Origin of the sequence: Chlamydia pneumoniae TW-183, from assembly GCF_000007205.1 — a bacterium.
GTDB classification, from domain to species: domain Bacteria; phylum Chlamydiota; class Chlamydiia; order Chlamydiales; family Chlamydiaceae; genus Chlamydia; species Chlamydia pneumoniae.
On record NC_005043.1, the window covers coordinates 448,450 to 462,127 of the forward strand.

Sequence of the window (13,678 nt, forward strand, 5' to 3'; positions counted from 1 at the left end):
AAGCCTCGAGTTCTTATAAAGGGATTGCGGGTTCTTGGGATCCCTCTCCTATCCCGCAACAATTTTTCCATACACCACAGAAAAAACGGCCAAATCCTCCACAACCGCACTGTCCGTCTGGACAGCCACAGGTAGGACAACCGCAGTTGCCTTGGCAGGTCTCTCCACAATAATTATAACAAAATTCGCTAGTTTTCTTTGCTCCAGGACTTGTTACTGCTGCATAAATGATCTGTGCCAACGATGCAGCTGTCCCTAAAGGATTTGCTGCTGCAGATCCTGTTGCCGATAACAAATTCAACAGTACCGAAGCGGCCTGTCCTGCCTGAGTTCCACCACTTCCTCCTTGAGACGTAGTCATCTGGCTCACCAAGCTAAGGAGTTGCTGTAATTGCTCTGAACTCACGGACGATCCGCCACTTCCTGTTGTCTTGTCTAAGATAAGTTGCAAAAGCTGTTGCTGCATACTTGCACTGGAAGAGGAGGCTCCCGAAGTTCCTGCTGAAGTTGATGGTTGTCCCACTGATGGTTGTCCCACATTTAATAAATTAGTAAGCAACGCTTGCACTTGATCAGGTGAAAGTCCTAATGCAGAGGCTCCGGATGCGGTAGTAGTTGTCGCTGTAGAGGAGGCAGCTCCTCCGGTTTGAAGAAAACCTTGAACTGCAGATGAGACTGCTTGTGGTGTTGTGGAAGAAGGCGCTATCGTAACAACCTGTGGATTCTGTGGTGAGGGGAATTTCCCTAAAGGATTCGTCAAACAACCTCCTAAGTAATCAGTGAAACCCAAACTACGATAAGTTCGGATCGTAAATTCTTTTGAAAATTTTTTTAGCAGTACGCGGGAGTGAGAAGTTTGGATATTCTATAAAATATGTAAAGAAAAAAATTTAAAGAATTTACGTTTCTATTTACATTGGAGGCAGGATCTCCCCTGTTGAGGCACCAAAAGGTTTTCTTAATAATCGAAAGATTTGTTACTCTCCTTCCAATAAGCTTCAAAAGTATAAGGCGGATTCATGCTAAAGATTGATCTAACAGGAAAGGTAGCATTTGTTGCGGGCATTGGTGATGACCAAGGATATGGCTGGGGTATTGCTAAACTTCTTGCAGAAGCAGGAGCTACGATTATTGTAGGAACATGGGTACCGATTTACAAAATTTTCTCTCAGTCTTGGGAATTAGGAAAATTCAATGAATCTAGAAAATTATCGAATGGCACTCTCTTAGAGATTGCTAAGATCTATCCCATGGACGCAAGTTTTGATAGCCCTGAAGATGTTCCTGAAGATATTGCTGAAAATAAACGTTACAAGGGCATTACGGGATTCACGATATCAGAAGTCGCAGAACAGGTAAAAAAAGATTTTGGTCATATTGACATTCTTGTCCACTCGCTGGCAAATAGTCCTGAAATTTCTAAGTCTCTATTAGAAACATCAAGAAAAGGTTACTTAGCGGCTCTCAGTGCCTCTAGTTATTCTTTTGTTAGCCTTCTCTCTCACTTTGGAAGTATCATGAACCGTGGTGGATCGACAATATCGCTCACCTATTTGGCTTCTATGCGCGCTGTTCCTGGATACGGAGGGGGCATGAGTTCGGCAAAAGCAGCTTTGGAAAGTGACACCAAAACTCTTGCTTGGGAAGCGGGACGCCGTTGGGGCATACGTGTCAATACCATCTCTGCAGGACCTTTAGCAAGCCGAGCTGGAAAAGCAATTGGTTTTATTGAAAGAATGGTAGACTATTACCAAGAGTGGGCGCCTATTCCCGAGGCTATGAATGCCGAGCAGGTGGGTGCCGTTGCAGCTTTCTTAGCATCACCTCTAGCTTCAGCAATTACTGGTGAGACCTTATACGTAGATCACGGAGCCAATGTGATGGGAATTGGTCCTGAGATGTTCCCTAAAGACTCATAAGGTCGTCATAATAGCGGACACCAGCTTCCCAAGCTGAAAGAATGCCATTCTTATCTGCTGGGGGAGCTAGAAAGTCCGCATGAACGTGCATCTCTTCAGGTGCGGAACTCATCACAATTTTAAAATCTCCTCTCTCAATAAGATCGAGATCATTAGCATCATCTCCTGAAGCCATGACAAAGGGTTTCTTTCCATCATAAAGTATATTGACAACACGATCTAAGGCTTTGCCTTTAGAGACGCTTTTATCTGTTAAAAACAAGATGGCATAGCGAAAGTCAAAGGGCCAGCGCATTAACGTCATCGTCGCGACTGAAGTCAGTGCTTCTTGGCGTTCCAGCTCCTTTTGAATTCTGATGACCTCATCTCGCAGTCCAAAGACTTTTGCTGCAGCAAAACTAGGAAAAGCATAGTCGTCTTTTAAAGAGCGCGTTTCAAATAGGATCTCTCTTTCCTTAGCATTAGGAAAGTACCTAGGATCTACATATTCGTGTAAATCTTGAGCTATAGGAGTCGGTGAAAAGCGATAGTAGTGATCCCCGTAAGGAGCTCCTGATTCCACGGAAAAAAGAGCCGTTGCCCCCTCCATACAATCTTGTAAAATACATAATAAATCTGAGGGTAAACTTTTAGAATAGAGAAGATTTGATGATGTTGAAGACCATACAGAAGCGCCGTTTTGGCATCCTAATAAATATGGAGCATCAAAATCAGAAAACAAGCGTGCAGCATATTTATAATACCTTCCCGTCAAGAAAAACAACTTCCAACCAGCTTGGTGCAGCGCATAGAGCCGCTCATACACCTTTTTATCTAAATGATGAGATTGATGGGTAATTGTACCGTCAATATCAGTCACTAGTAACTTTTCCATAGCATCACCATAGTTTTATTAAGCGCTGCCAAGGAATTTCTCAGGCAACTTGAAAAAATTCTTTGCATCCACCGACAGACTGCTGTCGTTTTGTCTATGAAAGACAAGAGCTTGGGCTCTGTGGAACGAGCACACCCTAGAAGGGTATAAAGGAGTCTGTGAATTACCCAAATCATCTAGGGGAGCTCTCTAGACGGTACTTGCAGGAATATACATGATTACGGTTTAATCTGTACTTGGAAATCATTGTACTATAATTTATATAGCATCGACTAAAACTATACTTCATTATTACTTGTATGTAGTTGGATACAAATCGGGCTACCACTATAATTTTATAGAGATGATCGCGGGTCTTACACATGTTTTTTAATCTTTTTTCTTTAGTTTTTAAGCTTTCTGATGAGCTTGCTCTTGCAGAAACGATCCAAGAGCCCATTTCTGTACATGAAATGTTCCCAGGAAGCATGAAATTAGAAATGTTTAAAATGCTAGGATCTTTGATTCTACTTTTAACAATTTTTGGCTTTGGAGTTTGGGCGTTTAAAAAGTTTGTGAGATCAAGAAGTCACGGTTTTGGAGGCTCGTCTCAAATCAAAATCCTAGAACGACGTTCCCTAACGCCGAAAACTTCTATTTACCTCATTCGAGTTGTGAATAAAACTCTTGTGATTGCAGAAACACCAGAAAAAATTACGCTACTGACAGAGTTTCCTCCCGACACTGATATCAATCATCTACTTCAAGAAAATAATAAGCAGTCTTCTTCCTCTGCAACCTCTGATTTCCTCAGTAAAGCAATACAAAAGATACAAAAAAAACAACAGACGAATCAAGATTAGATCTAGTATTATCAGCCAGCAATGATGCAGGCTCTAGGAACAACTTGGAGTATTTCCTAAATGACGACATGGACATTAAATCAAAATAATCTCACAAAATTTCTTAAAAGTTCGGATGAAGAACCTTTCTTAGAAAGAGAAAGCGGTCTTACTTACATTAACATTCAAGCTAATGGCAATGAACTCCCTTTATTTTTTGTAATCCGCAGTGAGGGAGAAATACTGCAGTTGATTTGTTACCTTCCCTACCAATTGCATGAATCTCATAAGGCATCAACAGCTCGTTTACTCCATCTCTTAAATAGGGACATTGATATTCCCGGCTTTGGCATGGATGAAGAACAGGGATTGATATTTTATCGGCTTGTGTTGCCCTGCCTAAACGGAGAAATTCATGACACACTATTACGGATATATATCGATACAATAAAGCTAGTCTGTGATAGTTTTTCTCATGCTATTGGGTTGATCTCTTCTGGGAATATGAATTTGGATGAACTAAGACGTCAGGCTCTTCAAGAGCAACAAGAAAAACGTAATGAGTAGTCAAACTATGGATGTTCTTATTTTCTATGATACGGAGACCACAGGAACACAAATAGAAAGAGATCGCATTATAGAAATTGCTGCCTACAATAGTGTCACAGATGAGTCCTTTCTTACTTATGTGAATCCGGAAATTCCCATTCCTGATGAGGCATCCAAAATTCATGGAATCACTACGGATGCGGTACTTTCTGCTCCCAAATTTCCTGAAGCCTACGAGGGATTTAGGAAATTTTGCGGAGAGGACAGCATCTTAGTGGCTCATAATAATGACGGTTTTGATTTCCCCCTACTCGGTAAGGAATGTCGCAGACATTCCTTAGAGCCTCTGACAAACCGTACAATAGACTCTCTAAAATGGGCACAAAAATATCGCCCCGATCTACCAAAACATAATTTACAATACCTAAGACAAGTTTACGGTTTTGCTGAAAATCAAGCACACCGAGCTCTAGATGACGTAGTGATATTGCACAAGGTATTTACTTCTTTAATCGGTGATTTACCGCCCCAGCAAGTCCTCGACTTGCTGCAACAGAGCTATCACCCGAAAGTCTTCAAAATGCCTTTTGGCAAATACAAAGGGCAGCCTCTTGTGGATATTCCTAAGTCTTACTTCGAATGGCTGGAAAACCAAGGAGCTTTGGATAAGCCTGAAAATAAAGACATCAAAGCCGCTATAGCTCTATTACATCAACCGACATGATACTGACTGCTGCCTTTTCTCCTTGCCCGAATGATATTTTCCTTTTTCGTTCTTTCTTAAAAGACCCCCAATTCAGGCCTCTTCTTAACCAGGTAACAATTGCGGATATTGAAACTTTGAATACCCTAGCTCTGCAGCGACGGCTCTCCCTAATGAAAATGTCAGCAGCGCTCTTCCCTCTAGTTTCTGATTATTATAATCTTATGGACGTAGGAAATACCTTAGGATACAACAGCGGTCCTATCGTCCTCTCCTTAGATCCTGAATGTTCTCTAGATACCTTGGCAACTCCTGGAGAGATGACAACCGCTCATGCTCTCTGTAAACTTTACTATCCCAAGGCAAAACTCATTCCCATGCCTTATGACAAAATTCTATCCGCGATACTGCAAGGGAAAGTCGATGGAGGCGCTCTGATTCATGAAGAGCGCTTCAGCTACGATCTCCAATTGACATTGCGGGCAGACTTTGGAGAGCTATGGCGCCGTAAGACCATCTTTCCCCTTCCTTTAGGATGTTTAGCCATTGCGAAATATGTTCCTATGGCTACAGTGGATGCTCTAACAGCAGCATTAAGAAAGTCTTTAATTTGCTCCCTGAAAGATCCTATAACTGCGGGAGCAAAAGCAGTAGAATACTCTAAAAATAAAAACGTGACCGTGATTCATAGATTCATAGGAACCTATATCAACAAAGAAACCTTTCAACTATCTAAAACTGGGAAAAAAGCTTTACATATGCTCTGGAAGGCCAATGAATGCTGTCAATACACCTAAAAAAATCCTTTGCATTGTTGCAGACTATAGAGAAATTTCTCCTCTAATTGAACAACTTGATTTTACACAGATCAACGAGCATCTCTATAGTTATCGTTGTACTGACTACCATCTAGATCTCTATATTGTCCATGTTTGGGGAAGTACAGCCGTTTTAAATGCTCTTCAAAGCTATTGCCAAGCATATACAGATTACGATCTGTGGATCAATCCAGGTTTTGTGGGGGCATGTTCTCCCGAGATTCCTTTAGGTCAATGTTACACTATTGAGAAAATTGCAAACCTCACTACGGATACACCTCCTGTTCTCTCTGAAGATCCCCCTTATATCTTTGACGCTCTACCGGATTCTCTACCTAAAAGCTCTCTGGTTACCTCTCCAGTATTGTACCATTATGGGTTTCATAAGACGTTTAAACTTCTAGATATGGAAGGCTATGCTATAGCCTCACAAGCAGCAGAACATCACATCCCCTGTTCTTTTCTCAAGATCACTTCTGATTATACTGTTCCAGGAGACTGTCCCTTCAGCAGATTGGAGGAGGTATCACAAAAGCTAACTCAGACACTTGTAGAGTTGTTGCCTGAGCTCATGGAGAGAGCGATCCCACCTAAGTTGTTATTGCCATGTCCGTAGGATTTGCGACTAATTTGTGATCAGGAACAAAGACCCTGTTATATTCTTTAGTCCCTGAGAGCTCCCACATTTTTAAAAATTCAGGACACGTCTGTAAGAGTTCTTCTTTTGTGCCTTCGGCAATTTTTTGACCATTTTCTATGTAGAGCACGCGATCTACATGTTCAAGAGTGGTCAGCTTATGGGCAATAATGATTTGTGTGCACTGTCCTTTAAGCTCTCCAATGATATTCTTAATGTAATTTTCACTAATGGCATCTAGAGCTGACGTTGCCTCATCTAAAATTAAGATGGAGGCGTTTTTCAACAGAGCACGTGCTATTGCCAAACGTTGCTGCTGTCCTCCTGAGAGATTCTTCCCAGATTCTTCGAGCACGCTATGGACTCCTTTAGGGAGCTTTAAAATAAACTCATCAGCGTAGGCACGTTTTAGAGCTTCTAAAACAGCCTCCTCCTCCATATCCTTACCACAGGTAAGGTTATTCCATACAGTATCATAGAATAAGAAAGGATTCTGTAATACACAGGCGATGTGATTCCTTAAGGACCCTTTGTTATATTCCGTAATAGGAAGAGAGTCGATAAGAATCTTTCCTTGGGAGACTTCGTAGAGCCTAGGAAGTAATTTAACAAGTGTTGTTTTTCCAGATCCTGTAGGTCCTACAATGCCTAGAGCTTCGCCTTTATGTAAGGTAAAGCTTAGATTTTTGAGGATGTGCTTATCTTCCTGATAGCCGAAGGAAACATTCTCGAATGTGATTGTATTAGAAAGTCCAAGGAACTCGATTTCTCTTTCTTTTTGACTATGAAGATCGGGGTGATTCAAGACTTCATAAAATCTCTCCGCAGCAGCACATCCCCTCATGATGGAGGTATTTTCATCCCCGAACTTCTTAATAGGGTCGTAGATTAGGTAGAGCAAACCACAAAATACGATAAGTTCTTCGGGAGGAATAGCAAATTTATAAATTCCGATAACGACGACAAAAGCAAAAAATAAAGAAGCTATGGTATGCAGGAGGGGTCGTGGAAGCAAACCGTAAGCAGCACTTTTCTCCTCTAAAGCAGAAATCTTATTGTTATGCTCACAATATTTTGTGAAGGCAAATTTTTCTGTACGAAAGACTTTTACTGTCATAACCCCAGCAAGAAAATCATAAAGAACGGAGGAAAATGAATCCTGACTCTTTTGAATACGTTTTGCTAAATTTTTGATCTTTCTAGCGATCACGACAATGGGAAGGATAAAGATAGGAAAGGCAACACAAACAAGAATTGAAAACTTCCATGAAATCGACAGACAGACTCCCAATGTCAATATGAAGGTAATTGGGGCTTGAATGTAGTTAATCATTAAAGAGTTTACTGCTAAGGCAATGCTTGCAGAATCTGTCATGACACGATTACTTAAATTACCGATATCATGATCATGGAAGAAGGTCATGGGGAGTTGTTGTAGGGCCTTAAAGTAGTCCTGACGTAAGTCTCGGCTTACCCGTATAGCAACGACTTGCCCAAGGAAACGTTGGAAAAATAAGGTGACTGCTTTAAAAATAGCAACGCAGATTAAGAAGATTGCCAGTCCTCGAAAGCGGCTCACATCGATGTAGTTACGGACAAACTTAGAGAGCTTGCTCGTCAGAGAGGCTGTGCTTTTCCCATGTTCGGCGATGTATGTCGTGGCATCAGAGACTGTAAGTGTCTCTGAATCCTTACTAATTGCCTGCCAATTCTCTAAAATATCTTTCTGACTTAGTTCTGAAACCTTTACAAGTTTTCCGGATTCCTTACGTCCAAAAAGTAAAAAGGCGTCGGGGCCTGTTTTAGCAATCATCCCTAAAGAAAAAATCTCCATCTGAGATGAAAAGGTAAGTCCTAAAATTGCGAGTAGAGAACAGCCTAATATAACGAGATGATTTTTATGCCTCAGGACCGCTTTCAGAAGTAGTTTCATAAAGACCTATAGAGCGAAATTTTTCGTACCGTTTCTCCAACAGCTCTTCTATAGCTAGATCTTTTAATCGTAACCACTCTTGGATGATAAACTCTCGAACATTGCTATATACCAATGCAGGATCGTGGTGAGCTCCCCCAATGGGCTCTTTGATAACAGTATCGATAATGCCAAATTGTTTTAAGTTTTCTCCATGCATTTTCAACATGGAAGCTGCTTCGCTATTTTTCTTAGGATCTTTCCAAAGAATGGAGGCGCATCCTTCTGGGGAAATTACAGAATAATAGGAATGCTCTAACATAGCTACAGAATCACCTACAGCCATGCCCAAAGCTCCACCTGAACATCCCTCACCGATAACGACAATAATCACGGGAGTGGCAAGTCTTGAGAGCTCAAAAAGATTTTTGGCAATTGCCCATCCTTGTCCTCTCTCTTCAGCAGTCAATCCAGGATATGCTCCTGGGGTATCGACAAGAAAGACCACAGGCAAGCCAAACTTTTCAGCGAGTTTTCCTAAGCGAAGGGCTTTTCTGAAACCCTCGGGACATAACATACCGAAGTTCCTATGAAGGCGTGACGCTGTATCGCATCCCTTTTCTTGGCCAATAAGGACAAAACGCTGACCCTGGATTTTTACAAAGCCACCAACAACTGCGGGATCATCTCGGAAGGTGCGATCTCCACAAAGCTCGACAAACTCCTCACACATCCCTTCAATATAGTTGACAGTACGGGGACGCGAAGGGTGGCGACATATTTGTACACGCTCCCAAGGAGTCAAATCCGAATAGATCTTTTCTTTTAATTTATCTAAACGCTTTTCCAATTTCTGAATCTCTGAAGAAGATAAGAGAGAATTTTTCTTATTTTTTTCTTTAAATTCGGCTATAGCCTTTTCATATTCAACTACTTGTTTTTCGTGTGGAAGAAGTTCCATTAGAATGTGCTCTCCTCGTATAAAAAGAATCATTTTAATACAAACAATTCTTAAACACAATTACAGACCCAAAATTAATTCATCTTCGTAAAGAATCTTCCTTTCTCAGAGGTCACTTTTTTTTCAAAAATTAACATGACGCCCTCTTCTTTGTAAGGAATATTAATCAAAAAGTCTGCATTCCAAAATTTTTCTTTGCCTTGCAAAGCAAAAATTTCCATATAGGGACTTGCAGAAACAATGTTGATTGCGTCATTTTCCCCAAGAATCATAATGTCGTTTCCGGGACCTTTATAAGAATCTAGGGAACAGGAGCGCAAGCGAGGGCCGTCAACAACCTGACAATTCTTCCCCTTACAGAAAATAGAAAACGTCATGGCAGAGGTGGCCTCAGCCAACGCAGCGTGCACGCGATATTGCTTGTCGGAAATAGTGATCTTACAGCGGATCGGCAGATGTACATAGGAATCTCGAAGGTAGGAAAATCCCGTATTTCTGGGATGAGGCTTTCCTGTAGAGGTGAGAAAAGAAATCTCTGTAGTTTGGTGAGATTTTTGGCACACGAACTCTTTAGCGATTCCACAACATCCAAAATAATAACAATCACTAATGTCTCCAGAGCAAGGTCCATAAGCGATAACACCGACATCCCCTGAGGAATACGCTCCCAAGCTACTTTGACATCCTGAAGCGGCTACAAAAGCGGATGAAGAACGCGTTCTTTGCATCCAGAACCCTAGTGCAGGATCCTCAAGACTGTATTCTGGGTGAATTTGCATTCCTAATTGGAAGAGAAACGATTGGCTAAGAGTTGTCTTTTCTTTTAGGAGTCGAGAGTTCTCCTGGCTCCAGAGAGAGGGAAAGACGCTCCCTTGGTGATCAAAGAGTGCCTGTTGAAAATGACTCATTTTAGAGACGTATGCCTGACTCTCTTCATAAAACTCTGCGATCTGTAACAGGAGTAGGCCAAATTCCGCATGTTCTGCAGGATAAGGTAATCCTTTCCAAGGAAATCCCCCACAAGAAAACAGTTCTACAGCACCTGAAGGGTACTGCTGTACATTTAAAAAGCTTAAGCCTAAATCCTCGCCTTCTTCTAAGGCCATCAAAAGATAGACGGCCCGAGCAATATCATGAATTTTTAGTAAAGGATGGTAGCGGAAAATCTTGAGTACAGACTGCCTTAATGTCTTATCTTGGCACGCATAGATAAACTGTTTTACTTGTGAATCAAAGTTCGAATTCTGGGACACTTCTATACAATGTTGTAACCTGGATTGCAGCCCCATTATCACGCACAATTTGATCAGAAAAGCATTGCACCAAACGATAATAATAACAAAAATTAGAGTCAAGCCCGGTAAAAAACCGGTCTGACTCTAACAACTGAGACAAAGAAGACTACAAGAATTAAGAATGCTTATTCGGAGTTTCTATCAAGCGCTTCATTCTTTTCCCTGGAGTAAACTTTACAGCGCGTCTAGCAGGAATATGAATGGGGACTGCTGCATTCTTAGGATTACGTCCTACCTTTGGTTTTCTTTCTACTACTTGCAACACACCAAAATCTCTAAACTCAAGCCTGTCACCTTTAACCAAGGCGTCGGTCATTTTATCTAGAAAATTCTGAATCACGGTACGTACGTGATTAGGATGAATTTTGTGATCTTGTGAGATCGTGCTGATTAGTTTCTTCTTTGTCATGGTAGCCATATTAGACAATGCCTCCTATTAAAGTGCCCTAAAGTAGCTCGTTGAGTAACCGTAAATAATAAACTTTTGAAGTCTAAGCTCATCATATCTATTCATCCTTTGGATTCAAGACATTTTTTAAAAAATGCGCAATCACTATAAACCATATCGATTAATGCGAATAACTATATTTCTAGAACCTAGAAAAATCATTCCCACATCTTGAGAAAAACTTCCCCTAAATTGCTAGCGTGCATCTAACACGTGACTTCTTTAATCTAACTTGGTAAAGTGCTGGTCTTTGCGTCCTCGTAGCTCAGCAGGATAGAGCGGTTGCCTCCTAAGCAGCAGGCCATGCGTTCGAATCGCATCGAGGACGATTTTTTGCCTTTAACTCCTAAAGTACTAATTTGCTTGTATCTGTGGTTTACGTATTTTAGCGATATTCTGTTTTGGTTTCTGAAAACTAGGTCCGGAAAGAAAATTATGAACTCCCTCGGCGATGCCTTTCGCTACATGCATACGATAGCGAGCATCTTGCAGGGCCGCACGTTCACGACTATTGGATAAAAACCCGGTTTCCACCAAAACTGCAGGCATAGAAGTATCTCTAATCACAACAAAGTTCGCAGTTTTCAAACCTCGAGACTTCAAAATGCCATTTTTTTCCATAGCAGCTAAAATGTTTTTTCCCAGTACTTCTGACATGCGATTCCTAGTCGGAGATCCGACCTTACCATTATAAAAATATACTTCGGTGCCAAAGGCTGCTGCGTTTGAAGAATGATTACAGTGGATGCTGATAAAGACATCCCCCTGCCCACGGTTCGACAAAGCAACGCGTTTCCCTAAGTCAACGTATACATCAGAAGATCGGGTTAGCTGAGGTTTATAACCCATCCGCTTTAAGTAACTTTGAACCGTCAAAGCAAGAGACAGGGTCAGGGACTTCTCTTCATAATGAAGTTCCTTACTTGCCGTGCCTTGATCTTTTCCCCCGTGTCCAGGATCTATAAATATAACCTCACTGCGTCGTACACGCTGAGGAGGATTCGGTGTTTGAGCAAAAATCGGGTGACTTCCTAACACACATAAAGCAAAAAACGACAGTTGCTTAGACATAGGAAGCGAGTACCTCACAAACAGTCTGCTTATCATCGAACGCAACTGTTTGGTGTTTAAATATTTGGTAAGCTTCATGCCCTTTTCCCGCTATTAACACTATATCTCTATCTGAGGCAATAGACAGAGCATATGTAATTGCTTGTTTTCTGTCGATTTCGATGAAATAGTTTTTTGAATAAAACCCATCACAAATTTCATTCACAATATCTTCAGGAGGCTCGCTCCTAGGGTTATCTGAAGTTACAACAGCAAAACCATAACGCTCTACCACCTGGGCCATCAACTTCCGTTTACTGCGATCTCTATCTCCACCGCAACCAAAAACAACAATCAGTCTTCCCCCCTCAGGAAGTAACTCATGCAATCCTGTTAAGACATTGTCTAAAGCATCGGGGGTGTGTGCATAATCAATATATACAGGGCAGGGACCCATAAGTACAGGATCCAAACGACCTGGAGGAGGTTGACACAAGCCTATCTTTTCTAGCAAATCTTCAAGATCGCAACGCAAACTTGCATGTACTGTAGAGATCGCAGCAAGTAGGTTATAGACGTTGTACTTTCCAATAAATGAGGAAGAGCACGCAATTTTTTGGTCCCCGTACACCAAGGTATACTTTGTTCCCGAGGAAGAAAGTTGGATATCGGTGGCTCGGTAGTCAGCAGCACTCTCTATACCATAAGTGATGACCGGTGCCTTTGCACTCTCAATACACTGAGAAGCGTAGGGAGAGTCTGTGTTGATAACAACCATTCCCGAAGGGGGCACGAGAGAGAAAAGCTTGGCTTTCGCCGCAACATAGGTTTCAAATGTGCCATGAAAATCGAGATGATCTAAGGTAATATTAGTCAGAACTGCTGTATCAAAATTGGTATAGGCTACTCTTCCAGAGGCAAGTCCTATAGAAGAGACTTCCATAACAACAGCGTCTCTATTTTGACGTACCATAGTGGCTAAATACTTCTGTAAAAGAGCGGGTGTAGGTGTAGTAAACCCATCTTTAATCACCCCCTCTCCTAAGATATGCTCTATGGTTCCTAAAAGCCCTGAAGGTTTTTGATAGCTATCCAATAAAGCTTTAATCAAACATGTAACTGTAGTTTTCCCATTGGTTCCAGTCACCCCAATGGTATGGAGCTTACTTGAAGGGTATTCGTAATACTTTGCAGAAAGCTCAGCCTCTAATTCTTCGAGATTAGGAGTGATGATCTGAACAACGGAAAGAAACGGATTGTATAGTGAAGAAGCAATGGCAATTGCTCCATTAGCTAAAGCATCGACAGCAAAATCATTTCCGTCGTAGCGCTGTCCCTTATGGGCTATAAAAATGTCGCCAACACTCACACAACGGGAATCACGTGTCAAGTTGCGCACTTCAAGAGGGCGAACTTTCCCGTAGATTTTAGCTTGAACCCCATGGAGTAACTCTTTTAAATCCATTTACGCTCCAGGGACTATTGAAAAACAACTTTTTTCATAAAAAGCCCTCTAGGGGCATGCTCTCACTCTGATTTTTAAAAAATGCTTAAAGGATTTCTTTACTCGTAGGTCGACAAAAAATTCAATCAAGATAGTATACAAGCAATCACAAAAAACTGTCCATAAAGTTCTTACTCTTCTCTGAAATATAAAATTTCGCTCTCCTGTTTCTACGAACAGAAGCCTC

The 13,678-nt window shown here is 41.4% G+C and carries 14 protein-coding genes and 1 tRNA gene; 7 read left to right on the forward strand and 8 right to left on the reverse strand.

Annotated features, from left to right (window positions below; genetic code table 11):
- Positions 1–13: 13 nt before the first annotated feature.
- Positions 14–760 (reverse strand): hypothetical protein, encoded by a 747-nt coding sequence (locus CPB_RS02065; RefSeq protein WP_011126131.1) that lies wholly within the window; start codon positions 758–760, stop codon positions 14–16.
- Positions 761–1,019: 259 nt separating this feature from the next.
- Here CPB_RS02065 and CPB_RS02070 point away from each other — a divergent pair, with 259 nt between their 5' ends.
- Complete coding sequence (locus CPB_RS02070) at positions 1,020–1,919, forward strand: enoyl-[acyl-carrier-protein] reductase (RefSeq protein ID WP_010883049.1); 900 nt, start codon at positions 1,020–1,022, stop codon at positions 1,917–1,919.
- Here CPB_RS02070 and CPB_RS02075 read toward each other — a convergent pair.
- Positions 1,906–2,793 (reverse strand): HAD-IIB family hydrolase, encoded by an 888-nt coding sequence (locus CPB_RS02075; protein WP_010883050.1) that lies wholly within the window; start codon positions 2,791–2,793, stop codon positions 1,906–1,908. The two genes, CPB_RS02070 and CPB_RS02075, sit on opposite strands and share 14 nt — an antisense overlap.
- Positions 2,794–3,155: 362 nt before the next feature.
- On the opposite strand from CPB_RS02075, the gene fliO reads away from it, so the two are divergent.
- Genes fliO through CPB_RS02100 form a run of 5 tightly spaced genes read left to right on the forward strand, consistent with a single transcriptional unit; the run spans position 3,156 to position 6,300 of the window.
- Positions 3,156–3,635: a flagellar biosynthetic protein FliO gene (fliO, locus tag CPB_RS02080; RefSeq protein WP_010883051.1), complete on the forward strand. Its 480-nt coding sequence runs from the start codon at positions 3,156–3,158 to the stop codon at positions 3,633–3,635.
- Positions 3,636–3,695: 60 nt separating this feature from the next.
- Positions 3,696–4,181 carry a YbjN domain-containing protein gene (locus tag CPB_RS02085; RefSeq protein WP_010883052.1) on the forward strand — a complete coding sequence of 162 codons (486 nt, stop codon included), beginning with the start codon at positions 3,696–3,698 and terminating at the stop codon, positions 4,179–4,181.
- Between the two features lie 7 nt (positions 4,182–4,188).
- Complete coding sequence (locus CPB_RS02090) at positions 4,189–4,887, forward strand: putative quorum-sensing-regulated virulence factor (RefSeq protein ID WP_011126135.1); 699 nt, start codon at positions 4,189–4,191, stop codon at positions 4,885–4,887.
- Positions 4,884–5,663, forward strand: coding sequence for a 1,4-dihydroxy-6-naphthoate synthase (locus CPB_RS02095; RefSeq protein ID WP_010883054.1), 780 nt, complete (start codon positions 4,884–4,886; stop codon positions 5,661–5,663). Before CPB_RS02090 ends, CPB_RS02095 begins: the two co-directional genes overlap by 4 nt.
- Positions 5,641–6,300: a hypothetical protein gene (locus CPB_RS02100; protein WP_010883055.1), complete on the forward strand. Its 660-nt coding sequence runs from the start codon at positions 5,641–5,643 to the stop codon at positions 6,298–6,300. The genes CPB_RS02095 and CPB_RS02100 overlap by 23 nt, the downstream gene beginning before the upstream one ends.
- On the opposite strand, the gene CPB_RS02105 is transcribed toward CPB_RS02100, so the two are convergent.
- The 4 genes from CPB_RS02105 to CPB_RS02120 form a co-directional block, all read right to left on the reverse strand.
- Positions 6,275–8,254 (reverse strand): ABC transporter ATP-binding protein, encoded by a 1,980-nt coding sequence (locus tag CPB_RS02105; RefSeq protein ID WP_011126136.1) that lies wholly within the window; start codon positions 8,252–8,254, stop codon positions 6,275–6,277. The genes CPB_RS02100 and CPB_RS02105 overlap by 26 nt on opposite strands.
- The gene (locus tag CPB_RS02110; protein WP_010883057.1) at positions 8,220–9,194 is read right to left on the reverse strand and encodes an acetyl-CoA carboxylase carboxyltransferase subunit alpha; all 975 of its coding nucleotides are present in this window, start codon (positions 9,192–9,194) and stop codon (positions 8,220–8,222) included. The genes CPB_RS02105 and CPB_RS02110 overlap by 35 nt, the downstream gene beginning before the upstream one ends.
- A gap of 74 nt (positions 9,195–9,268) precedes the next feature.
- Complete coding sequence (locus tag CPB_RS02115; protein ID WP_010892037.1) at positions 9,269–10,483, reverse strand: hypothetical protein; 1,215 nt, start codon at positions 10,481–10,483, stop codon at positions 9,269–9,271.
- Between the two features lie 121 nt (positions 10,484–10,604).
- Complete coding sequence (locus tag CPB_RS02120) at positions 10,605–10,907, reverse strand: HU family DNA-binding protein (RefSeq protein WP_010883059.1); 303 nt, start codon at positions 10,905–10,907, stop codon at positions 10,605–10,607.
- 284 nt (positions 10,908–11,191) lie between these two features.
- Between CPB_RS02120 and CPB_RS02125 the strand changes: the two genes are divergently transcribed.
- Positions 11,192–11,265, forward strand: a tRNA-Arg gene (locus CPB_RS02125).
- A 26-nt stretch (positions 11,266–11,291) separates the two neighbouring features.
- On the opposite strand, the gene CPB_RS02130 is transcribed toward CPB_RS02125, so the two are convergent.
- Together CPB_RS02130 and CPB_RS02135 are read right to left on the reverse strand one after the other, a co-directional pair.
- Complete coding sequence (locus CPB_RS02130) at positions 11,292–12,086, reverse strand: N-acetylmuramoyl-L-alanine amidase family protein (RefSeq protein WP_010883060.1); 795 nt, start codon at positions 12,084–12,086, stop codon at positions 11,292–11,294.
- Positions 12,001–13,452 (reverse strand): UDP-N-acetylmuramoyl-L-alanyl-D-glutamate--2,6-diaminopimelate ligase, encoded by a 1,452-nt coding sequence (locus CPB_RS02135; protein WP_010883061.1) that lies wholly within the window; start codon positions 13,450–13,452, stop codon positions 12,001–12,003. The genes CPB_RS02130 and CPB_RS02135 overlap by 86 nt, the downstream gene beginning before the upstream one ends.
- Between the last annotated feature and the right edge of the window lie 226 nt (positions 13,453–13,678).

Coding starts and splice junctions, on each gene's coding strand:
- CPB_RS02070 (WP_010883049.1), top strand. CDS start 1,020: ATGCTAAAGATTGATCTAACAGGAAAGGTAGCATTTGTTGCGGGCATT.
- CPB_RS02075 (WP_010883050.1), bottom strand. CDS start 2,793: ATGGAAAAGTTACTAGTGACTGATATTGACGGTACAATTACCCATCAA.
- fliO (WP_010883051.1), top strand. CDS start 3,156: ATGTTTTTTAATCTTTTTTCTTTAGTTTTTAAGCTTTCTGATGAGCTT.
- CPB_RS02085 (WP_010883052.1), top strand. CDS start 3,696: ATGACGACATGGACATTAAATCAAAATAATCTCACAAAATTTCTTAAA.
- CPB_RS02090 (WP_011126135.1), top strand. CDS start 4,189: ATGGATGTTCTTATTTTCTATGATACGGAGACCACAGGAACACAAATA.
- CPB_RS02095 (WP_010883054.1), top strand. CDS start 4,884: ATGATACTGACTGCTGCCTTTTCTCCTTGCCCGAATGATATTTTCCTT.
- CPB_RS02100 (WP_010883055.1), top strand. CDS start 5,641: ATGAATGCTGTCAATACACCTAAAAAAATCCTTTGCATTGTTGCAGAC.
- CPB_RS02105 (WP_011126136.1), bottom strand. CDS start 8,254: ATGAAACTACTTCTGAAAGCGGTCCTGAGGCATAAAAATCATCTCGTT.
- CPB_RS02110 (WP_010883057.1), bottom strand. CDS start 9,194: ATGGAACTTCTTCCACACGAAAAACAAGTAGTTGAATATGAAAAGGCT.
- CPB_RS02115 (WP_010892037.1), bottom strand. CDS start 10,483: ATGGGGCTGCAATCCAGGTTACAACATTGTATAGAAGTGTCCCAGAAT.
- CPB_RS02120 (WP_010883059.1), bottom strand. CDS start 10,907: ATGGCTACCATGACAAAGAAGAAACTAATCAGCACGATCTCACAAGAT.
- CPB_RS02130 (WP_010883060.1), bottom strand. CDS start 12,086: ATGAAGCTTACCAAATATTTAAACACCAAACAGTTGCGTTCGATGATA.
- CPB_RS02135 (WP_010883061.1), bottom strand. CDS start 13,452: ATGGATTTAAAAGAGTTACTCCATGGGGTTCAAGCTAAAATCTACGGG.